Here is a 22166-nt window from a genome sequence, read left to right as displayed (position 1 = left end):
CCCGCCGGCCTGCCGCCCCGCGCCCCCGCCCGGCGCCGTGCCTCGCACACGACCGGCTTCTGGTTCGTGGCGGTGGCCTTCACCGTGCTGATGGCCTTCGGCACCGCGCCGACCCCGCTGTGGCCGCTGTACGAGGCCCGGGACCACTTCGGCGCGACCACGGTCACGGTGGCGTACGCCTCGATGGTCGTGGGTGCGGCGGCCGCCTTCCTCGGACTGGGACACCTGTCGGACCGGCTCGGCCGGCGGCGCATCATCGTCCCGGCGCTGCTGGTCGGCATCGTCGCGTCGGTCGTACTGATCGTGTGGCGAGACCTGCCGGGGCTGATCGCGGGCAGGATCCTGAACGGTGTCGGACTGGGGCTGATGGCCTCGACCGCGACGACGTACCTGCACGACCTCCACCACGAGGCCCGTCCGGAACGGACGGGTTCGGTGCTGCCCGGCATCGTGGCCACCGCCGCCAACCTCGGCGGTCTGGCCTCAGGGCCCCTGGTCGCCGGAGCCGCCGCCGAGTGGCTTCCCACGCCCCTGATCACCACCCAGGCGATCTTCACGCTCGCCATGGCGGTGTGCCTGGCGCTGGTGCTGTCCACCCCGGAGACCGTGGACCTGGAGCTGCCCGCGGCCGAACCGCCCAGCAGGTTCGTCCTGCGCCCCGGCGGCTGGCGGGCGTTCGGCGCGGCCGGCGCGCTGGGCGCCTTCGCCTTCGCGATCCTCGGCCTGATCTCCTCCCTCGGGGCGAGCGTGCTTCACGGCACCCTGCACACCGACTCGCACCTCGTGGTCGGCCTGGCGGCCTTCCTCATGTTCGGTTCCGCGGCGGCCGCCCAGCTGGTGCTGGGCCGCCTCCCACTGCCCCGGGTCCTGACCGTGGGGGCGGTGGTCTTCCCGGTCGGCCTGGTCCTGTGCGCCGTCGCCCTCTACCACCCGGCGCTCTGGCTCTACCTGGTCGCCGTGTCCCTGTCGGGAGCCGGCTCCGGGCTGCTGTTCAAGGGAGGCCTCGAACGTGCCGTTTCAGTGGCCGAGCCCGCCTCACGCGCCGGGGTCCTCGCCGTGTTCTTCGTCGTCGCGTACCTCGGAATGGGCCTACCCTCCGTCCTGTTCAGCATCGCCCTGCGGCATTTCGCCGTACAGACCGCGATGATCGGCTTCGCGGCGGTCCTCTCCTGTGGCGCCGTTGTGTCGGTCGCCGTCGCGTTGCGCGACCGCGCACCCGGTCCCGGCACGCTCTCGGCGCAGTCCGCTCGCCCCTCCTGACCTCCCTGCGGCGCATGCGGCCCCGGTTGTCTGGGAGGCGCGGACCTGGGCACTCGGTGCGGGTGCGCGTGACACGGATCCGCGGCAGACGGGAGGCACGAGATGTCTGCGGAATCGGCCAGAACGGTCGCACTCCCCTCCGGTGAGGAGGTCGCGGCGCTCGGGCAGGGCACCTGGTACCTGGGCGAGGACCCGGCCCGGCGTGAACAGGAGATCGCCGCGCTGCGGCTGGGCGTGGACCTGGGCATGACCGTCGTCGACACGGCGGAGATGTACGGCGACGGCGCGGCCGAGGAGCTCGTCGGGGAGGCCCTTTGGGGACGCCGGGAGGAGGTCTTCCTCGTCAGCAAGGTGCTGCCCGGCCACGCCGACCGGAAGGGCACCGTCGCCGCCTGCGAGGGCAGCCTGCGGCGGCTCCGTACGGAACGGCTGGACCTCTACCTGCTGCACTGGAAGGGACGGTGGCCACTCGAGGAGACCCTTGCGGGATTCACCGACCTGATGGAGGCGGAGAAGATCCGTTACTGGGGCGTGAGCAATCTGGACGTCGCCGACATGGCCGAGCTGACCACCCTCCCCGGCGGCGACGCCGTGACCGTCGACCAGGTGCTGTACAACCTCTCCCGGCGCGGCATCGAGTGGGATCTGCTCCCCTGGTGCCGCGAGGCCGGGGTGACGGTCATGGCCTACTCCCCGATCGAGCAGGGGCGACTCCTGAAGGTCGAGGCCTTGGGTGCCGTGGCCCGGGCCCTCGGAGCCACGCCGACCCAGGTGGCGCTCGCCTGGATGCTGGAACAGGGGGTGGCCGCGATCCCGCGTTCCGGATCACCCGACCACGTTCGGGAGAACCGCGGCGCGGTGGACCTCAACCTTCCCACCGAGGCGCTCGACGCCCTCGACGAGGCGTTCCCGCCACCCAGCGGGCCCACGCCCCTGGAGGTGCTCTGAAGAAGTCGACAGGATGGCGCGCCCCGCACGCTCACGCCGGCTCACGTCCGCAGGGCCCTGCCGGTTCGGCCGCCTCTTCTGACCGGCCTTGCCTGCTCATGCATGGGGTCGTTCACCCGAGCCCGGTCTTGTTCCAGTCTCGGCTGGGTGCCCTGATGCAGTCCCGCTCCCCCGAGCTGGTCGTGTCGTCCGGTCAGCAATTCTCGTTCGAGGCGTTGCAACGCCGTGCAGCCTCCTGCGGACGGACGGCCGGACGGCTGGCCGAGGGATGCCTGCGCATTTCATGCTGCTCTGCCAGGGGAAGAGGGGGTGCCCTTTTTCGGCCTGGGGTGCGGAGGCGCTCAGCAGGGGGCTGTGCGAATCTCGACCGGGTAACAGCCGATGGCGGCGTGGGCGGGAGCGAACGACGTCGTCCGTTCCCGGTGAGGAGGCGAGAGGCATGACCGTGATGGGTGTGTCGAAGTTCGAGAGGTTCTTCCGCGCCGCCGCAAGCCTTGACGTGGACAAGAACGACCTGAAGCGGTACGGCGACTTCGTCGACGCCAAGCTCTACGACCTCCTGGTCGTCGGCCAGGCGTCGGCCAAGGCCAACGGCAGGGATACCGTCGAACCGTGGGATCTACCGATCACCAAGGGCCTCCAGGAGAGCATCCACAGGTTCCGGCAGCTCGACGAGGAGGTCGAGCTGAAGCCGATCCTGGAACAGCTCGCCGCGCATCCTCCCCTCGACAGGACACCCACCCAGGAGACCGAAGAGCGCTACCCCGAGATCATCGGCGGTCTCAGCGTCGCCCTCGCCGAGACGTTCAAAATCTTGTATCCGGATGTGAAGAACCCGCAGACCAGTCACTGGGAGGGCGTGACCGCGGTGTTCGACCGGCTGCTGTAGCAGTCGCGCCCCGGTGCATGTCGCCGGACTCAAACTGAGATGCCGGACGGGGAGCGGAAGGTGGAGCCTGGGAACCTTCACCGAGGCCCGGGTCGCCCCGCAGGCGCTCGGGGATTCGTGATCGCGGTTTCAGCGCGGCCGGTCGCCTGGCCAGGAAAATCACACCCCCTCGCCTTCACGTGACGGCGTCTGACTCGGAAGGTCGCTTCGAGGGTCCGTCGCGTCCCGCGATGCTCCGGCACGCCGAGGGAAGACTCATGAAAGCTGCCAGCACTTCGACGCCCGCGACGACGCTGGACGAAGGTCGTCCCCACTCGGACGGCAGCTTTCACTGACCGCGCGCAGACAGTGCTCGGGGCACCTTCGGCCGGGCCTTGCAGTCCACGGAAAAGGGATGCGGACAGGCCCTGCCGGGTGTCCCTACCGCTCGCGTCGTACAACCAGCGACTCGTGAAGGGAGCCGTACCATGACACAGGAACTCCGGGGGATGCGGGTGGGGATTCTGGCCACCGACGGCGTCGAGCGCGTGGAACTCGACCAGCCGCGCGGTGCGTTGCAGGGCGCAGGGGCGAAGACCGAGATCGTCTCGCTCCACCCCGGCGAGATCCAGGCCCGCCAGTTCGACCTCAACGCGGCCGGAACCTTCCCCGTGGACCGCCTGGTCGCCGACGCCTCCGTCGACGACTACCACGCCCTGCTCCTGCCCGGCGGCACCATGAACCCCGACCAGCTGCGAATGGACCGCGACGCGGTGCAGTTCGTCAAGGACTTCATGGCCAGCGGGAAACCGGTCGCATCGATCTGCCACGGCCCGTGGACCCTGGTGGAAGCCGACGCCGTGCGCGGCCGTCGCCTGACGTCCTGGCCCAGCATCCGCACCGACCTGCGCAACGCCGGCGCGGAGGTCGTCGACCAGGAGGTGGTCGTCGACGGGCAGCTGGTCACCAGCCGCAGCCCGGCCGACCTGCCCGCCTTCTGCGCCGCTGTCGTGGAACAGTTCGCCCGGGCGCACCACCCCATGCCCGGCTGACCCGGCGGAATGGGCCCAGACGGGGCACCTCGCGAGCGATACCCGCACAAGCTGGAACGCAGCATGACGACGCGCACGACCCTGCGCCCCGAACCCGGCTGACCGGTACTCAGCCCCTCGCGCCGTCGTCAGGAGCGCGCGAGCCGGGCCGCGAGACAGGGCGCGGTGGCGCTGCGGCAGGCCCTCGCCGCCTTGGCCGGCGGGCCCGCCGCGACCAGCCGCCCGCCCGCGTCGCCGCCGCCCGGCCCGAGGGCGATGCCCCAGCCGGCGGTGGCGATCGTGTCCAGGTCGTGCTCGACGAGGACGACCGTGTTGCCGGCGTCGACGACCAGGTGCAGCTGGCGCAGCAGCAGCGCGATGTCCGAGGGGTGCAGCCCCGCCGTCGGCTCGTCGAGCAGGTAGAGCGGACGTGCGTGACGTGCTTGTGGGCGCTCCAGAACTTGCCCTGGTAGCCGTAGTCGACGCGGTCCTCCTCCGGCTCGATGTACACGGAGGGCTGCTCGTCCGTGTACAGCAGCCAGTCCCGGTCCTTCTTCCTGAGCCTGCGCCCCGGTCGGTCGATGTCGATCCCCAGGCCGCTCACGACACTGCCCAGAACCGTACCGCCTGCACCTGCTGGCAGGGGCCAGCGTGTCACGCGGCGTCGGCGATACCTCGGGGGCATCCTGTGGGCACGGGCGATCGCTGGGGCAGCCGACGAGAAGGAGTCATGCGGGTGTCGTCTCAGGGCGTTACGGTCGTGGCTCTCCTGGCGGATCCGGACGCGCCCACGGAGATCGCGCAGCGCATGGCCCGGATACTTCCTGCTCGGCTCGCCGACAAGTCAGGCCAGGGACGACGGTTCGACGTCGAGGTGGTCAGTGAGCCCTTCACCGCAAGGACCGAGGACCCGCCCACCTTGATGCGCCGGATCATGGACCGCGGAAGAGCGGAGAGTTGGGACATCGTCGTGGCCCTCACCGACCTTCCGCTGCACTCACACGGGCGCAGGCTCGTGGTGGATCTGAGTCACGAACACGGCTTGGCCCTGCTGTCTCTTCCTCCGCTGGGGGGCTTGCGTCTGCAGACGAGAGCCCGGCGGGCCGTGGAAGAAGCCGTGCTCAGCTTGGCGGGCCCGCGGGCCACCGGGGCTGAGGGACCTCCGCGGAGTCAGCCGCTTCTGGGGCCCTTCGTCAGTCGCCTCGCGCCTATTCACCCGGGCCAGGTCGGTGAGGAGGAGACCGTTGATCTTCGGTACGTCGTCAGCGGACCGCGCGGTTACCTGAGGGTGCTCGTCGGTATGGTCCGCGCCAACCGGCCGTGGCGCTTGGTGCCGGGCTTGTCGAAAGCCCTGGCGGCCGCACTCGCCACGGGAGCGGTCGCCACCGTGAACTCCACCATCTGGAACCTGGCCGAGTCCCTGAGCACGCCCCGCCTCGTGATCGCCACGGTCGGGTCCGTCGCGCTCATGATCGGCTGGCTGATCGTGGACGCGCAGCTGTGGCATCGATCAGCAGAGGTCTCGCGGGAGGCGAGGCAGAGGGCGAGGCTCTACAACGCCTCGACGGTCATGACCGTGGGTATCGGGGTGCTCGTCTGCTACGTGGGTTTGATCGTCATCAACTTGGTGTGGGCCCTGTTCATCCTCAACGACCAAGTGTTCGCCTCCACGACACGAACCCCGCTCAACGCCGCGGAATACTGGACCTTGTCCTGGTTCGTCGCTTCGGTCGCCACCGTGGGCGGGGCGCTGGGATCAGGCTTGGAGAGCGACGAGGCGATCCGGGCAGCCGCCTACTCCAAGCGCGAACAGGAACGCCGCCACATGCTCCAAGACGACGACGGCGACTAGCTGGTGACCTGAGCCGGAGATTCGTTGGTGGTTGGTGGTTGGTGTTGGTGGTTGGTGGTTGGTGGTCGTCCGCGTACGAAGATTCCGCTGATCGATCGGTGCGTGCTGTTTCGCGTCAAGGGCCGACGGGGACTCGGACGGCACGCCGCCGGAGCGCCGAGGCTCCGCCCGGGCAGGCCCACGGCGGCACCACCGTTCCACCTGAACCGGGTGAACGGCCCCCAGAGGCATGCCGGAGCGATGGACCCCGTCGCACCAACTCCCGGGAGTCAGGCTCTGTATGCCTCCTCCATCGCACCCGTGCTGCGGTCATGCCGCGGCACCGAAGGAAGCGATCATGAAAGCAGCGGTATATGAAGGCCCGCGAACGGTCGCAGTGAAGGACGTACCGGACGCGAAGATCGAACACCCCTGCGACATCATCGTCAAGATCACCACTACCAATATCTGTGGTTCGGACCTGCACATGTACGAGGGCCGCACCTCGTTCGAGTCCGGCCGCACCCTGGGACACGAGAACATGGGCCAGGTCGTGGAGGTCGGCTCGGCCGTCCGCAAGGTCCAGGTCGGCGAGTATGTGGTCCTGCCCTTCAACATCGCCTGCGGCTTCTGCAAGCAGTGCGAGCGGGGTCTGACCAACTACTGCCTGACCATGCAGCCGGAACCGGCTCTCGCCGGAGCCGCCTACGGATTCGCCGACATGGGCCCCTACCAGGGCGGCCAGGCGGAACTGCTGCGCGTGCCCTACGGCGACTTCAACGCGCTGCGTCTGGGTGAGGACGCCGCCGAGTGGCAGACCGACTACGTGATGCTCGCCGACATCTTCCCCACCGGCTATCACGCCACCGAGATGGCCCACGTCAAACCGGGTGACCAGACGATCGTCTTCGGGGCCGGCCCCGTCGGGCTGATGGCGGCCTACTCCGCCCTCCTCAAGGGCGCCGGGCGCGTCTGGGTGGCCGACCACCAGCCCGACCGGCTGCGCAAGGCGGAGGAGATCGGGGCCATCCCGATCAACACCGCCGAGCAGAAGCCGGGGGAGGTCGTCAAGGAGGCCACCCTCGGTCTGGGCGCCGACAACGGCTGTGAGTGCGTCGGCTACCAGGCACACGATCCCGAGGGACATGAGGACGCCAGCCTCACGCTCAACGGACTGATCGACTCGGTCAGGTTCACGGGCGACATCGGTGTGGTGGGCGTGTTCCTGCCCCAGGACCCCGGCGGCGCGGAGGCCCAGGGGGAACTGGAGGCACAGGGCAAGGTCCCGCTCGACTTCGGCTTGATGTGGTTCAAGGGCCAGCACATGGGCACCGGGCAGGCGCCGGTGAAGAGGTACAACCGGGCGCTGCGGGATCTGATCGCCGGCGGGAAGGCAAAGCCGAGCTTCGTCGTCTCCCACGAACTCAGCCTGGATGAGGCCCCTACCGCCTACGAGCACTTCGACGCCCGTGACGAGGGCTGGACCAAGGTGGTCCTGCATCCGAACGGACACGGGAACGGCCACAAGCGGTAAGTGACCCGGGGCCGCCGTCCCGCCAGTTTCCCCGGAACCGGTCCGGGGGACGGGCGGCGACCTGCCCGTCCTCCGGCCGGGGCCGGGGGCAATCGCCCGCGCTCCGGTCGGACCTGAACCAACGGCGATTGCCCGCGCTCCGGCCCGGTAGGACGGACGGCGGACGCTCAGCAGTGTCCGCAGTGTCCGCAGTGGCTGCACCCGGTCCAGCGGCTGCGGCCGCCAGCCTGTTCGCGGGGCGTGTGGGAGGCTTCCTTGCCCGACGGCTGCCGCACCTCGACCAGGCCGACGCGACCCGGCAGGGTGTTCCGGCTAGGCTCACACCCGTGACGTGGCTGCGGGCCTTCGGGGAGGTCGTGCGATCCGGGCTCACGATCGAGGAGACGCGGCTGGAGCCCCTGCTCGCGCTGCGCACGGCCGCTGGGGTGGCGATCGTCGTCGGGCCGGCGCTGTGGCTGGCCTCCCCCGCGTATGCCGCGTCTGCCGCCCTCGGCGCCTACTCCGCGGGTGGGGCCACCTTCCAGCGCACCTGGCGTCCGCGCAAGGTGATCGCGCTCGGCGCGGGCGCGGGTCTGGCGCTCAGCACCTTCGTGGGCTACCTGGCGGCGGGGCGACTCGTGACGTTCCTCCCACTGTTGGCCGTATGGGCCTTTGTCGCGGGGATGGCGTGGGCCGTCGGATCGACCGCGGGGATCGTCGCAGCGACGACCGTCGGCAGCATGCTGGTGACCATCACCCTGCCCACGAGCGTCGGGCGAGCCCTGGAGCACGCCGGGGTCATCGCGCTCGGAGGCGTGGTGCAGGCCGTGCTGATCTTGCTGTTCCCGATCCGCCGTTGGGGGGCGCATCGTGACGCGCTCGCCGACGCCCTGGCCGCCGTGGCGGACTACGCCCGCCGGCTGCGGCACGACCCGACCGCCCCGTTCGACCCGGAGCCGTTGATGACGGCCCGGGACGCGGCCGCCGTGACGCCATCACAGGCCCGCACCCGTCCCCCCGTCCTGCACGGCCCCCGGGGCCTGGCCGAGCGCATTCGGCCGGTCGTCGCCGCGCTCGCCGACCCGGACGTCGGCGCCCCGGCGGAGGGACCCGGGCGGGACCGCGCGCGGGAGTTGCTCGACGCGGCCGCCGACGTCCTGGACGCGGCCGCCCGTTCGATCCGCCGCGGCACTCCCGCCGAGGTGCCGCCCAGGAGCACGGACGTCCTGCGCGTCGACGAGGACCACGAGGTCCTGGAGGGCCCCGCGAGGCAGGCCGCCGAGCGGCTCGTGGAACTGCTCGGCGAGGTGTTGGAGATCGCCGGGAGCGGCGGCACGAGCGGGAGGACGCCCACGCCGCCCGGCCCCGCGGACGCCCAGTTCCTGGTGCGCCCGACTATGTTCCGGCTGGTCCCGGTCGTCGTCCGGGCGGTCCGCCGTGAGCTCCGCCGGGACTCGCCCGTGTTCCGGCACGCCGTCCGCTTGGCGGCGGTGGCCACGCTCGGCTATCTGATCGCCGCCCGGCTCCCCCTGGGCCACGGCTACTGGGCGCCCATCGCCTCGGTGATGGTGATGCGGCCGGACTTCCACCGGACGTACGCGCGTGCGGTGGCCCGTCTCGCCGGGACCCTGGCGGGGGTCGCGCTCGCCACCGGGATGGTGCGGGCCCTGGGCCCGGACGCCCATGTGTTCGGCGCGCTGGCGGTGGTCTCGGCGGGCCTGTCGTACACGCTGATCCGTACCGGCTACGCCTACTCCCAGTGCTTCACTGCCGCATACGTCGTCTTCCTGCTCGGCATGGGCGGCCAGGCGTGGGAGCAGACGGTACCGGAGCGGGTGGTGCTCACCCTGCTCGGCGGGGCCCTGGCAATGGTGGCGTACGTGGTGTTCCCCGCATGGGAGACGCCCATGCTGGCGGGCCGGCTCGCGGACTGGCTCGCCGCCAACGGCCGCTACGCGGCCGCGGTGCTCCGCAGCTACGCCGAACCGACCCGGGAGCATCGCGCCGACATGCGCAGGGCCCTGCTGGCGAGCAGGAAGGCACGCGCCGCCTGGCAGGAGACCTACGACCGGGCAAGGCAGGAACCGGTCGGCCCCAGGGGTCTGACGTCGCGCGAGGCGCAGGACGCGCAGGAGGCGCTCAAGGGGTTCGGCCGGGCGGCGATGCTCATGGAGAGCCACGTCCCGCGGGCCGACAGCCGTTTCGTCCCCGAGGCGGAGCGGTTCGCCGAGGCCCTCGAGGCGGACACCGCGCAGGCGGCGGTCGACGTGCGCGAGCACAGGAATCCGGACTGGGGGCGCGTGGAGGAGGCACTCCACGCGTGGGAGGGCTCCGCCGCCGGGGACCGGAGCCCGGTGATGCGGCGCGGGGCGGAACTGCAGAAGCAAGCCCTGGAGGACCTCGCGACGGCCGTGAGCCGCACACCCCTGGAACGGGACGTCGGCTCCGCTCGCGAGGAGCAGCGGGTGCGGGCGACCCTGGCGGCGGAAGGTGACGGAAGGTGACGGATCAGGGCCCGCGCCCAGGGGCGGGTGACGGCGCCGGCGACGAAGAGCGCCGCGCCTCCTGGAGCGGGAAATAGTCTCCCGGCCGCGTCGAGCGCCGCCACACGTACGCCGCTGTCGCCATCACGAGGATCAGCCCCGCCAGGATCAGGAGTTCGATCCCCTCGACGTTCCACCGGAAGGAAGCCTCCGCCTCGGCCGTCACGATGAGCACCTTGCGGATGCCGGCGATCAGGCCGACGACGAGGAACGGCTCCGCGTCGAGGGTCTGGTTCCTGATGGTCAGGCGGACGGTGTGGAGCAGCTCGGCCACGATGAACAGCACAAGGCCGTTGTCCAGAGCGGAGAGAACGACCGTCTCCTCGCGGTACGGACCCTGCACCGACCTGATGACGTCGTGGACGACCCCGACGGTCAGGAGCCCCGCGAGCAGTACGAGGAGTGCCGCGACGACGAGGTGGATGCCGTCCTCGATGAGCTGCAGGAGGCCCTGTACCCGGCCGCCCTCGATCTTCGGGAGAATGGGTCGCACAGTCAGCATGCTAGGGGTGCCCCGGCCCGCAGGCGCGTCGTGCTGCCGAACGGGTGGACCAGCGGGCCCCTCTCCGGAAATCCTTCAACCATTCTGCGACCGTGCTTTGGCACGACGGCCGACGGTCGGTATTCACAGGCAGGGCACGTCATGGTCGGCGCGGTACCGCCGCCCGTCGGCACGGTGCTTGGGTCGTCGAGGATCCAGTCCCGGCCCGCCCGGACGGCTCCGTGGAGCGTGGCATCGGCGCCTCAAGGGTCTGTATGTGGTTGTGATCAAGCAGTGTGACTGAGTACCCGAGTCGACCAGTGAGTGCGTCACCTTGCCGCGCTCGCTCTCAATTCCGCGCCAGTCGCGTTGTAGGGGCCTTCTGCTCTCGATAGCTCTCCGAAGCTCTCCGAGGTGTCGGAAGTCTGTCGTCGGTCTCCGTGATCTGTCGGCGGTAGGTCGGTGGAGGTTGCGACCTCGGGCGGGATGGTGCTCCCCATGAGCACGCTGCCTCAGAGCCGGGGTCGGCTACTTCGCCGCAGAGCTGCTCGCCGCCACCGGCGCCGTCGTCGTACTCGGCAGCAGGGACGCCGCGAAGACCGACGCCGCCATGGCCTCGATCCGCTCGCGCGTCTTCGGCGCGCATGTGCGGCCCCTTCAACTGGACCTCGCCGACCTGTCGTCCCTGAAGACCGCCGTGGACAGGCTGGGCCTCGATCATCTCGACGTGGTGGTCCACAACGCAGGTGTCGCGCTCGACGAGCCGCCGCGTCGAGAGACCGAGGACGGCCACGAGCTGATGTTCGGCACCAACCACCTTGGCCACTTCGCGCTCACCCAGTGGCTGGTCCCCCCTGCTGTCCGCGGCGTCGGCGGGCCGCAGCGTGACGGTGGGAAGCTTCGCGGCGCGGTCGGAGCGACTGGACCTGGACGATCTGCAGTCGACCCGGGATCCCCCCAGCCGTTCGACTTCCGCCCGTCACCACCCGGACTGCGCCCGGCCCGGTGGTCATATACGTTCGAATCGGAAGCGGGCGGGGCCGCGGGGTGCGCGCTGTCACGTCCGCCGGTCCACGCCCCTGCAACCCATCGCAGGGAAGGTGCTCCCATGAAGGTCCAGGGGTCTGTCGCCTTTGTCACCGGAGCGAACCGCGGGCTCGGTGAGCAATTCGTACGGGCGCTCTTCGACGCTGGAGCAGCCAAGGTCTACGCGGGATCCCGCGACCCCACCAGGGTCACCGTGCCCGGGGCGGTCCCCGTCGCGGTCGACATCACCGACCTCGAATCCGTGCACGCGGCGGCCGACCAGGCCCAGGACGTGACACTCCTCATCAACAACGCCGGTTTGTCGACCCGGGCCGACGTGCTCACCGCGGACCTGGATTCATTCAGGTTGGAGTTCGAGACGCACGTTCTCGGCACCCTCGCCATGAGCAGGGCCTTCGCCCCCGTTCTGGGGCGCAACGGCGGCGGCGCAGTAGTCAATGTCCTGTCCGTGCTGTCCTGGATATCGATCACCGCCAGCGCCGGATATGCCGCGGCCAAAGCTGCTGAATGGTCCATGACCAACGCTTTGAGAGTGGCCCTCGCGGAACAGGGCACGCAAGTCACAGCCCTGCACGTCAGTTACCTCGCGACGGAGCTGGCCGCGAAGGTGACCGCGCCGAAGTCCGATCCCGCCGCGGTGGCCCGCGCGACCCTCGACGGTGTCGAGGCCGGACTGCACGAGGTCCTCGCCGACGACTTCAGCAGGCAAGTACAGGCAGCCCTGGCCGTCGGCCCGGAGGCGCTGTATCCGCAACTGGCCGGCCGGCACTGATCTGAACTTCGCCGTCCGGCAGTTCCTCGGCGCGTGCCGCTCGCGGCAGGTGGGCCGAACGACGTCATCATGGGGAATCGCCGGACGGGTGGGTTCCGACGGAGGTACCGAGGTCCTCCAGAAGCAGATCGAGCGCCGCCTCCTCGTGCAAGGCGATGCCCAGGGCGGCCATGGTCGGGGTCAGTTCCGGGTCCCACTCGGCGTCCGTCGGTGTGCCGGTGAGGGGGATCTGCGGAGTGCCGTGCAACTGAGCTCGTGTGGCGAGGTACTCGTAGTCGGCCGCCCGCATACGCCAGGGCTCGGCTGCGTACCGGTGCCTGATCCGGTTGGCCAGCGCGATGCCGGGCCAGTCGAAGTCGCCGTGGTAGGCGAACGTGCAGCCGGCCGCCGCCAGCGCGTCCAGGAGGGTGAGGACGACGGTCGTCGCGCTCCCCGAGGTGCAGATCAGGGGCTCCGTACCGCCGCCGGTGTCGGCCGCGGCCTCGACCACGCGGGGGTTCTCGCAGACGTGGACGCGGGTGCGCGGTGGCACCTCCAGGCGCAGAGCGCGGAGTTCGCGCAGGGTCAGGTGGGTTTCCATGTGGTGGTCGGCGCGCTCGCGCAGGGCCCGCTCGCGCCAGGTGCCGCCGGTGGGGCGCAGGCCGTAGGTGAGCACCGTGCTGGAGACCTCGTCGGGGGTGACCGAGGCCATGCGCCACAGGGCCCGGCGGGCCGGCGCGTCGGCGGGGGACTCGACGCCGCGTGCCAGCGCGATGCCGCGGAGGACCAGCCGGGACAGCAGTGTGCCGTCGTCCAGGCCGTGGGCCGAACCGGTGGTGCGGGTGGCCAGTTCGCCGCGGCCCCAGGTGGCGGGGGTGGGGGGTTGGTTCGTGCCGGGGAAGAGCGCCCCCAGGGTCTGGATCGCCTGGGTGATGACCGTGATCGCGGTGTGCGAGTCCTGGCGGGCGAGTGTGCCGCCGCGTCGGATCTCCTCCAACCACTGTGCCGCCCAGGGCTGGGCGGACAGCAACGTGGCTTCCAGCTCGGACCGAGCCGTCGACCACACATGTGCGCGTTCGGCCGCCGCCGCGTCGCGGACCGCCCGACGGTCCGTCAGGGGTGGTCCCAGTTCTTCCAGCATGGCCACCAGGCCCCGTCCGACCGCGCTGGCGCGCAAGCGGGTGTCCAGGTCCGTCAGGCGCATCGTGACGGTGAGGCCGGTGACGGGTCTGGCCAGCAGGAGGGACAGGGCCTCACGTTCCCGTGCGTCCAGCTGGTCCAGTCTGATGGCTCCGGCCGGCCGAAGGCCGTTGCGTTCGAGCCGGGTGCGTACGGCCGTCCAGAGGCGGGCGAGGCCCGGCCGGGTGAGAAACGCGAGGGCGTCGGCGTCCGGGGGACGTACGTCGGCTCGCTCGGGTCCTGTCATACCGACATCAGCCTCCGCTGCCGCCCGTTCCACGTGTAATGGAGTGTGGCCACGCCCCGCACATGCGGGTCGCGCAGGCACTCGTAGATGTGGAGGGACGGTACGTCGGGCCAGTTGCCGATCAGTCGTTCGCTGGTGAGGACGAAGTCGAGGTCCAGGTCGACCAGGATGCGGCCGAGGCGGGCATGCGTGGGCTCGTCGACCTTGGCGAAGGCGTCGTCGAGGAGGATGAGGCGGGGCGCGTGCGGGGCGGCGTCGGCGAGGCTGGTGAAGTGCGCCGCCGCCGCGGCGAAGAGGACCAGGTAGGAGAGGACACGCTGTTCGCCCTGGCTCAGGCCCGTGCGGCCGGAGAGTCTACGGCGGCTGCCCGGTGCCGCGTCGTTCACCACCCAGGGGGTGAAGGCGAACCAGTCACGGTAGTCCAGGGCGGTACGCAGGTGAGCCGCGTATCCGGCGGCCGGGTCGGCGCGGCGGGCGTCCTCGATGCGGCGCTGGAGGACGTCGCGGAGTTGCTCGGACTGTTCGCGGGTGCGCAGCCCGGAGGGGCTGCGCAGGAGGTCGACGGCCGCCTTGACGTCCGCCTCCACACCGTCGGCCAGCTTCCAGTCGAGGGCGACGCCCAGACCGTGTGAGGTACGGACCGTGGCGAGGGTGGTGTTGAGGGCGGCGACCAGGGCGCCCGCGGCCAGTACCTGCGAGGACAGGTGGTCGCCCAACTCGCCCGCCAGGAAACGCTGAAAGACCTCGCGTTCGCGCTCTGTCAGACGGTCACGTGCCTCGGCGGCCTCGGCCGCGATGCGCTCGCCGACCACGGCGATGTCGTGGAGGCCGTGGTCGTCGACGAGCCGGCACAGCTTGATGCCGTCATGTTCCTCGATCGTCGCGTCGTAGCCTCCGGAGAGCTGGTCGCGCAGGTCGGTGTGGCGGTTGAGGAGGGTGGTGTCCGAGATGTCGTGGCGTTCGGCGTCCAGGCCGCGGCGCACGGCGTCGACCAGCAGACGCAGCGCCGCGATACGCTCCCGCACGTCGAGATGCAGGGGGTCCGGGGACTTCAGCGCGACCTCGTCCCCGTCGGTGTCGAGACCCGCTCCTCTCAGCACACCCGGCAGCGCAAGGGCCTTACGCAGTCCCCTGCCGCAGGCCAACGCCTCGGCCTCCTGGTCGGCGAGTGCCTCGCGCCGTGCCCTCTCCTCCTCTTCCGCCCGAACGCGCAGGTCATGCACGTCGGCCAGGTCCCTTCGGATGCGCGGGAGTTGGCGTCCCACGGCGTCCAGGCGGCGCATCGTCTCCGCCTCGCGGTCGAGGATCTCCTGTTCCGTGGCGCCGATGGCCTCTTCCAGAGCACGGACGGTACGGCGGGCGGCCTCCAGGCGGCCGAGCGGCTCGGCGTAGTCCGACTCGGCCTCCCGGCGGGCCGACTCGGCACGCCCGTAGTCCGTCCGGCTGCCGCGATGGCCGTCGGCCGCGGACAGGACCGCGCGCACCCGGCGCCGCAGTCGCTGCGCCCCCTGCCCGAGGCGGTCCAGGGCCAGGCGGACCGTTTCGAGTGCGGCCGGGTCCGCCGGGAGGTCCTGGGCGCTCGCCGTCGCCTCGGCCTCACGCCGGGCGACGACCGCGCCGGCCCGTGCCTGCTCCGCCTCGCGGGCTGCCGTGGCCGCCTGCCCGGCGAAAGATTCGGCGGTCCGCTCGGCCTCGGCGGTACGGGCCCACGCGTCCGTCAGCCCACGCGCTGAGGGCGGTCGGCGCAGGAGGTCCCCGACCTGGTCGCGGTGCTGGGTGAGCATGCGCAGACTACGCTGACGTTCCGCCAGCTCATCCTGTACACGGGTCAGCCGGAGGTCGAGTTCCGCCAGCGCCCGGCGGCGGGTCTCCGCCCGCACCTCCGCGCCCACGTACTCGGCGACCTGCTTGGCGTGGCGGCCGCGGGCCACGCCGAGCCGCCAGGAGCCGTCGACGCCGATCGCGGTGTGCGCCGCGCCCGCCGTGTCGGCCTCGCCGGCGCCGATCCCGCCCCTGGCCAGGGCCACCGCCCGCAACACGCGCTCGACCTGCTCCGCCGTCACTCCGCTGTCCGGCGCGTCGACCGGCCGCAGGACCCGGGCGAGCGTCTCCCCCGGCACGGGTGCTGCCGGGACCAGGAGGGTGTCCCGCGTGGCCGGGTCCAGGACCGTGCCGTCGGCGCGCACCCAGGCGTCGAGCAGGCCGCTCGCCTCCAGTGCCGCTTCCAGCCCTGCCCGCGCGTCCGGCTCCAGGTCATGGGCGAAATCCACCAGCCGGTACAGGGGCGCTCCCGTGCCGGGTGCGCGAGGAGCCGCGCGGTGGGACGGGGGCGGGGGCTCGGGGTCGGTGCGGCGTTCCCATTCCTCGCGCCGGTGCCGCAGACGGTCCCGTTCGGTCTGCAGTTCACGGGCGGCCAGGGTGAGGGTGTCGCGTTCCTCGCCCAGTTCCGCCAGCCACGGGTCGACGGCCGACCGGGCCGCGTCGGCCACCTCGTCGGGGGCATGAGCGGACAGCGGACCGTCGGCCGGATCATGCCCGGCCAGAGCGGACACGGCGGTGTCCACAGGCACCCCGGTGAGGCTCCGCAGCTGCTCGGTCCACGCTCGGGCCGCCGCCGCGTACGCCTCTCCCTCGTGCACGGTTTCCTGCCGACGCTGCTCGGCGCCGGAGCGCGCGTGGTCGGCCTGTTCCTCCAGACGCTCCCGGGCGGCGTCGGCCGCCTGCGCCTCCCGCTGGGCCTCGTCCGACCGCCCCATGAGGGCGCGCAGTTCGGTGACGAACCGGGAGCGGTTCCTGATCACCGGCTGTGCGGCGTCGAGCCGGGCGTCCCAGGCATACAGCGCGGTCGCACAGGTCTCGATGTCGACCGCCAGCACCTCGCTGTGCCGTACCAGGTGGAAGTCACCTTCCGGCGCGGTCAGTTCGGCCGTCCTGGCCGGCGCGACCGGCGCGGCGGGGGTCCCCACGGGCTCCCCCAGGTGCACGGGGTCGACCCCGGACCGTTCGGCCTCCCGCACCAACTCGCCCTGTAGCGTGCTCAGTTCGACCAGCTCTTCACCGAACCGCCCCGACTCGTCGGTGAGCCGCCGCCCGGCCTCCTCCTGATTGCTGTGCGCCTGGCGGACGGCCTTGAAGGCGGCGGCAGCGGCGCTGTGCAGGGCGGTGACGGTGGCGCGCTTCTCCGCCAGTTCCTTCACACCGCGGTACCCGGCGCCGGCGTGCAGCGCGGCCAGGTCCGTCTCGGCTGCACTCGCCTCACCTTCGAGCGCCTCGGTGCGGGCATCGAGTTCCCGCTCGCGCTCGCGGAGCCCTTCCGCGTTGCGCGTCGCGTCACCCGCGAACGTGCGGTACTCCATCAGCTGCTCCAGCGCTCCGTTCGCCCGGCCCGTGCGGCGGCGCAGCGTCCCGTGCAGATAGCCGCGGTAGTCGGCGAGGAAGGTCCGCAGAGCTCGGTCGGTGCGTTCGAGGCGTCCGAGGTAGGCCCTGACGGAGTCGAGGTCGTCCAGGCTGCGGGCCACCTGCTCCACGACCTCGTCGTCGAGGGCGGGCAGGGTCTCGGCGAGGACCGAGACCAGCCCGCCGGAGTCAATGCGGTCACCGATGGTGGGACGGCGCAGCCGGTGCAGCAGATGGAGCAGGTTGCGGTAGCGCGCCGAGTCGGTGAGGCCGAACAGTTCACGGGCAACCCTGGCCCGGTGCTCGACGGCACGGTCGGTGACGTTCTCCGGGCCGACGAGCGACTTGAGCTGGTCGACGGGAAGTGGCCGACCGGCGGGGGCGAGGTCTACGTCCTTACCGACCCGCAGCCGCGTGGTGAAGAAGATCGGCTTCGCCGTCTTGGTCGACCGGGACGCGCGGACGGCCGCGCCGATGGTCAGATGGTGGTCGTTCTCCTCGTCGTCCGTCCGTACGAACTCCAGCCACAGATAGCCCAGTCGGTTGGTCTGCTCGAAGCCGTCGAGCATCAGCCAGGCCAGGGTGGTGCGCCCCGTTCCCGTGGCGTCCAACGCACGGGCGTCACCGTCGAGGAGGTAGGGCAGCAGCATCTCCAGGGCCTTGGACTTGCCGGCGCCGTTCTTGCCGCGAAGCAGCAGGCGCCCCTCACCGAAGGCGAACTCCTGCTCGTCGTACTGCCAGACGTTCCGGATGCCCGCGCGGTGCAGTCGGTAGCGGTGCGGGTTCGGCGGGCGGTTCATCGGGGCGACTCCTTGGAGACGTCGTCCGCTGGGGGCTGGTCGGTGCGGGGTTTGACCGCCACGGTGGTGGCGTACCGGGCGGCTGCGGCGAGCAGGATCCAGACCCCGTCCGTACGGCCCTGGCCGCGCGCCTGAGAGACATCGGTGACGGAGCGGTCGTCGGCCACCGTCTCCCCGTACCCCTCGGGCAGGCCGTGACCTTCCGCGCGTACGGGCCCGGCGGGAGCCATCAGACGCATCCGGACGAGGAGGTCGAGTACGGCCGCGAGGAATCCGTCCCGGTCCTCCAGGTGACCGCGCTGCCAGTTGCTGCGCCTGCCGTACTCCTCGATCAGTTCGTCGAGCAGGGCGGGCAGCAGCCCGTCCGGGACGGGTACGCCGATGACCAGCCGTCCGCCGACTGCCGGATGGCCCGGGTCTTCGGGACGCAGCCGGTCGACCAGCCGCTCCACAAGGAGCAGCGCGGCTTGAGCCACCGTCCCGGTTCCTGGCAGGTGCAGGTCGGTGAGTTCGTCCTCGGTGTCGACCAGGGCGATGCCCTCAGCGCGGATCTCGGCTTCCAGACCGAGCAGTTCGGAGAATGCCTGCGCCTCGCGCCGCTGCCGGGTACGCAGCCATTCTCGCTCCGCGTCCGTGAGGTCGTCGAGGTGGACGACGGGGGTTTCGACGAGACGCCAGCGGACGTACGTACGGGGCCCGCCGAAGCCTGGGTCGGCGGCCCGGCGTACGAGGTCCGCGCCGTCGCGGCTCTGGGCGAGCGGGCCGGCGACGACGGCTCGCGCGATCTCGCGGTCCACGGTCAGCAGAGCCTCCCCGGCCCGTTCCTCCGCGACGGCCGCGACATGTCCCTCGGTCTCCACCAGGACCCCCCAGTCGACGAGTTGCCGCAGCGCGGCCGCGAGGGTCCGTCGCTCGCCCTGCCGCCCGGTGTCGGCGATCTCGATGCCGGCGTCGACGGCCGCGGCCCGCAGGTCGGCGACCAGCCGGGAGAGCAGGAGCTGCTCCGGGGCGGTGACGAGGACCGCCAGCGCGAGGGACAGGTACGCGTACGTCCGCGGGCTGAACGGCGTTCCGGTCGACGGTCGTTCCAGGCGGTGGCCCGAGCCGGGGCCGAGGCCCGCCTTGAAGAGACGGGCGTACGAGGCCTCCACCAGCAGGCGGTATCCGAACACCTGTTGGAAGCGCTGGGCCAGCCAGTCCGCGTGCCGTCGGATCAGCGGGAAGGCGTCGCTGTGCGGTCCGGCGCCGGTGACCAGGGGTTGGGCCAGCAGGAGCCGGGCGGCGGTGTGGCGTTCGGCCGCGAGTGCGACGTCGTGCGCGGAGGGCAGGGGCATCAGGCGCTCGCCTCCCCCACCGCGGGCGCGGACGCGCTCTCGACGGCCACGGTGAGATCGTCCGCCGTCAGGTCGCCGTCCACGGACCGCAGGACCGTGGACCTGCCGGGCGTGCGCCAGGCGGTCAGCCGGATGTCGAGGTCCGCGTCGTGCGCCTGCGCGCCGTCGAGCAGGAAGTCGTGGGCGTCCTTGTGCAGCTGGGCGTTGCCGAGTGCGGTCGTGAGGAGCTCCAGCAGCAGTCGCATGGCCGGGGCGCTGAGGCGCACCTGCTCGAACCTGCCCGAGGCGCTGCGCAGTTCGTCGGCCGCGGCCTGTCGGGCCTCGGCCTGCTGCCGCGCCCGCTCCATGAGGCGGCGTTTCTGCTCGGAATGGTCCTCGGCCGCCGCGGCACGCCCGCGCGGAGCCCTGCTGCCGCGCTCGCGCAGCGCCACCGGCACGTCCACCACGGGTCCGGTCCACCAACTCACGTACGCCGGCACGGACCGGTCGGGGTCCGGCGCCACACCGAGATGACGCGCGCCGTACAGCCCGAAGGCGGCGACCGCCAGGTCGTGGGCCTCTTCCGGCTCCGCGGCGTCGAACCAGGCCGCGAGCCGCAGCAGGTCCTTGCGGCGGGACATCTCACCGGAGGCCGAACGCAGCATCCGCTTGGCGTTGGCGAGCAGCGACTCCAGTGCGCGGAGGGTGGCGTCCCTGAGCTGGTCGACCTGGCTTCCGTGCCCTCCGGTGTCGGTGAACCAGTCGCGCAGACCCTCCCAGTCCGCGAGGTCCCGCCCGCGGCTGCGCTGCACCCGCGTCTCGGTCAGCCCGTGGGCGAGCGCTCCGATGCCCGCCGCATGTGCGTCGACACGGTCGAGCAGCGCGGGCAGGTGCGGCCGGACGGCGTCCAGGTGGGCCGCGATGCGCGGGGCCCGGAAGGAGACGTCCTCGGTGATGGCCTCCACGTAGTCGAGCAGCAGTTCCTTGAACCCCTGGTACTCGGCCGAGTCGAGGTCGTAGCGCGCCAGCACCTGGCCCAGGTAGGCGTAGAAGTCCCGGACGGACTCGGCGAATTCGGCGAACTGCACGAAGAGCGTGCTGATCCGCTCCAGGGCCTGCTGCGGATCGGCACCGCCCGGTGCCGCGGCCATGGCGGCGATCTCCCGCAGGCCGCGGTCGACGAGGGCCAGCAGCTCGCTGCTCACCTCGCGTGCCGCGTCGGCCCCGGCCAGTACCTCGTCCGCGTCGCGCTGTACGCGCTCCCCCAGCTTCGACAGCTGGTAGCGGGACCGCGAGCGCTGATATTCGGCGATGCTCGTCGCCCTGACCGTGTGCGTGCTACGCAGCAGATTGCCCCAGCGCACGAGCTCTTCGAGCCTGCGGGTGAGCGTCTCCGCGTCCAGCGCTGCTCCCGGCCCGCCCTTCTCGGCCAGCTTCGCGAGGAGGTCGGGTACGGACAGGTCCGCGAGCAGCGTGCCGCAGAACACCCGCATCACCGCGACGTACTCCAGGCGCTCGGGCGCGCTGAGGTAGGAGTACGCACTCAGCCGCTGCCAGGCCTCGGCATCGGCTTCCGCACCGCGTACCGGCTTCCCTTCGTTCCCCTCCATGCCACCGAGCGTACGGACCACCGCTGACACTCAGGAGGAAGTCGAGCAAAACCAGCCGCTCAGGCGGCTGGAGCCCATGGCGCGCAGGCAGGGCCGGCCAGCGCACCGAGAGCCTCGCCGCACCACGGCGGCCCATGGTGCGGCGAGGCTCCTGTGCTCAGGTGCGGTACCCGTAGAACGCCGCGGTCGGGTAGGACGCGATGAGGCTCGACAGCGACCGGCGGTAGGTGTCGGCGTCGTGGTACGTCAGGTACGGGACGCCGTTGGAGCCGCGGTAGGACGTGATCATGGTGTGGTCCTTGGACCCGTCCTTGTCGAAGTCCATCTGCAGGACGTCACCGACGTCCAGCTGGTAGACGTTCGCCAGCGGTGTGGTGCGCTTGGCGGTCTGGGTGAACCAGGACCACTCGTTCACGCCCGCCCAGGAGTCGGACTGGCCGTTGGCGACGTAGTACCAGGTGTCGTACTCCTCCGGGGTCACGGTGCTGATCGGCTGCCACTTGCCCGCCAGCAGGCTCTGGCTCACGAAGTTGGTGCAGTCACCGCCGACCCCGTTGAACTTCCGGTAGGCCGTGTTGTAGTTCTTCCAGTACTTCTCGGCGTAGGCGGCCATCGCCGTGTAGTCGTAGCCGGTACCGGTGGTCTGCTTCGGGTTGGCCGGCGCCGGGTAGGTGGTGGCCGCCCGCGGGGCGTCGATGACGGCCGACGGGCGCACCTTCGCCGGCGCCGTCGTGACGGGCTCGTTGACGGCGCGCGGGCCCTTGTCCGTGGAGCGCAGGCCCGACAGCTTCCACGTGCCGTCCGCCTGCGCGACGAAGGTCAGTTCGTGGTGGGCCTTGAAGCCGGTCGTGCGCGGCTCGTCGCCACGGATCTTCTTGTAGGTCAGGACCGTGGTCTCGGTGACCTCGACCGTGGCGCGTGAGCCCTTGATGCGGGTCTTGTCGACGCCGACCCGGGTGTCGGCGGCGGTGTACGCCTCCCCCAGGGCCGCGAGCCGGGACTGCCGGCCGCGCAGCGCGGACAGTGCCGTCCCCTCGGTCTTCGTCAGCGCCGAGGACAGTCGCACACCGCCTTTGATCTTCGCGGCCGTGGACTTCAGCTGCTGCCGGTCGAGCAGCGCCGCGGTGCGGTCGGTGAGCACCGCGTCGGCGATGCGGCCGAAGGCGTCGGTCGTCGCCCGGTCGGCCGTGCCGGAAGTGGCTGCCGAGCCGGTGGCCGCACCGGCGGCCGAGACGGGCAGCAGCGCCGCCGAGACGGCGACCGCGAGGACGGTGGCGCGTCTGCGGCTCAATATCCTTGATCTCACTGAGTTTTCCCCTCTACCCCGGCTTCGATGCCGGGGACGGAA

The 22166-nt window shown here is 71.4% G+C and carries 14 protein-coding genes and 2 pseudogenes; 9 read left to right on the top strand and 7 right to left on the bottom strand.

All coding sequences use genetic code 11. The annotated features are described in order from the left end of the window. The first annotated feature begins 66 nt into the window (after nt 1-66). The 4 genes from GTY58_RS37550 (at nt 67) to GTY58_RS37535 (ending at nt 4128) form a co-directional block, all read left to right on the top strand. On the top strand, nt 67-1260 hold the full coding sequence (locus GTY58_RS37550; protein WP_010988629.1) for an MFS transporter: 1194 nt from the start codon (nt 67-69) through the stop codon (nt 1258-1260). 102 nt (nt 1261-1362) lie between these two features. After that, on the top strand, nt 1363-2208 hold the full coding sequence (locus GTY58_RS37545; RefSeq protein ID WP_010988628.1) for an aldo/keto reductase: 846 nt from the start codon (nt 1363-1365) through the stop codon (nt 2206-2208). Nucleotides 2209-2647: 439 nt separating this feature from the next. Next, the gene (locus GTY58_RS37540) at nt 2648-3097 is read left to right on the top strand and encodes a DUF1931 family protein (protein ID WP_037647076.1); all 450 of its coding nucleotides are present in this window, start codon (nt 2648-2650) and stop codon (nt 3095-3097) included. Between the two features lie 467 nt (nt 3098-3564). Next, a complete protein-coding gene (locus GTY58_RS37535) occupies nt 3565-4128 on the top strand; it encodes a type 1 glutamine amidotransferase domain-containing protein (RefSeq protein ID WP_037647075.1) in 564 nt (187 codons plus the stop codon). 128 nt (nt 4129-4256) lie between these two features. Here GTY58_RS37535 and GTY58_RS41115 read toward each other — a convergent pair. Then, nucleotides 4257-4532 (bottom strand): annotated as a pseudogene (locus tag GTY58_RS41115) (ABC transporter); the annotation flags it as partial. 305 nt (nt 4533-4837) lie between these two features. On the opposite strand from GTY58_RS41115, the gene GTY58_RS37525 reads away from it, so the two are divergent. The 3 genes from GTY58_RS37525 to GTY58_RS37515 all read left to right on the top strand — a co-directional run bounded on the left by GTY58_RS37525 (nt 4838) and on the right by GTY58_RS37515 (nt 9955). After that, complete coding sequence (locus tag GTY58_RS37525) at nt 4838-5959, top strand: hypothetical protein (protein ID WP_171033148.1); 1122 nt, start codon at nt 4838-4840, stop codon at nt 5957-5959. Nucleotides 5960-6296: 337 nt separating this feature from the next. Continuing rightward, nucleotides 6297-7472, top strand: a complete 1176-nt coding sequence (locus GTY58_RS37520) for a glutathione-independent formaldehyde dehydrogenase (RefSeq protein ID WP_010988624.1) — start codon at nt 6297-6299, stop codon at nt 7470-7472. Between the two features lie 326 nt (nt 7473-7798). Then, a complete protein-coding gene (locus tag GTY58_RS37515; RefSeq protein ID WP_107083140.1) occupies nt 7799-9955 on the top strand; it encodes an FUSC family protein in 2157 nt (718 codons plus the stop codon). Between the two features lie 4 nt (nt 9956-9959). Here GTY58_RS37515 and GTY58_RS37510 read toward each other — a convergent pair whose 3' ends face one another. Further along, the gene (locus GTY58_RS37510) at nt 9960-10487 is read right to left on the bottom strand and encodes a phosphate-starvation-inducible PsiE family protein (protein ID WP_197586392.1); all 528 of its coding nucleotides are present in this window, start codon (nt 10485-10487) and stop codon (nt 9960-9962) included. Nucleotides 10488-10992: 505 nt separating this feature from the next. Here GTY58_RS37510 and GTY58_RS37505 point away from each other — a divergent pair. Together GTY58_RS37505 and GTY58_RS37500 are read left to right on the top strand one after the other, a co-directional pair. Then, nucleotides 10993-11428, top strand: a pseudogene (locus tag GTY58_RS37505) (SDR family NAD(P)-dependent oxidoreductase); the annotation flags it as partial. Nucleotides 11429-11583: 155 nt separating this feature from the next. After that, complete coding sequence (locus tag GTY58_RS37500; protein ID WP_037647072.1) at nt 11584-12294, top strand: SDR family oxidoreductase; 711 nt, start codon at nt 11584-11586, stop codon at nt 12292-12294. A 67-nt stretch (nt 12295-12361) separates the two neighbouring features. Here GTY58_RS37500 and GTY58_RS37495 read toward each other — a convergent pair whose 3' ends face one another. The 5 genes from GTY58_RS37495 to GTY58_RS37475 all read right to left on the bottom strand — a co-directional run bounded on the left by GTY58_RS37495 (nt 12362) and on the right by GTY58_RS37475 (nt 22112). Next, on the bottom strand, nt 12362-13699 hold the full coding sequence (locus tag GTY58_RS37495; protein ID WP_010988620.1) for a TIGR02679 family protein: 1338 nt from the start codon (nt 13697-13699) through the stop codon (nt 12362-12364). Continuing rightward, nucleotides 13696-17895: a TIGR02680 family protein gene (locus GTY58_RS37490; protein WP_010988619.1), complete on the bottom strand. Its 4200-nt coding sequence runs from the start codon at nt 17893-17895 to the stop codon at nt 13696-13698. Before GTY58_RS37490 ends, GTY58_RS37495 begins: the two co-directional genes overlap by 4 nt. After that, entirely contained in the window at nt 17892-19229 is a 1338-nt protein-coding gene (locus GTY58_RS37485; RefSeq protein WP_010988618.1) for a TIGR02678 family protein, read from the bottom strand. Before GTY58_RS37485 ends, GTY58_RS37490 begins: the two co-directional genes overlap by 4 nt. Next, nucleotides 19229-20818, bottom strand: a complete 1590-nt coding sequence (locus GTY58_RS37480) for a TIGR02677 family protein (RefSeq protein ID WP_042494650.1) — start codon at nt 20816-20818, stop codon at nt 19229-19231. Before GTY58_RS37480 ends, GTY58_RS37485 begins: the two co-directional genes overlap by 1 nt. 157 nt (nt 20819-20975) lie before the next feature. Further along, nucleotides 20976-22112: an amidase domain-containing protein gene (locus GTY58_RS37475; protein WP_242432225.1), complete on the bottom strand. Its 1137-nt coding sequence runs from the start codon at nt 22110-22112 to the stop codon at nt 20976-20978. Nucleotides 22113-22166: the final 54 nt, after the last annotated feature.

The sequence above is a fragment of the Streptomyces sp. SID5469 genome, from assembly GCF_009862865.1.
In the GTDB taxonomy this organism is placed as follows: Bacteria; Actinomycetota; Actinomycetes; order Streptomycetales; family Streptomycetaceae; genus Streptomyces; species Streptomyces avermitilis.
This window is presented reverse-complemented; position numbering and strand designations above follow the sequence as displayed.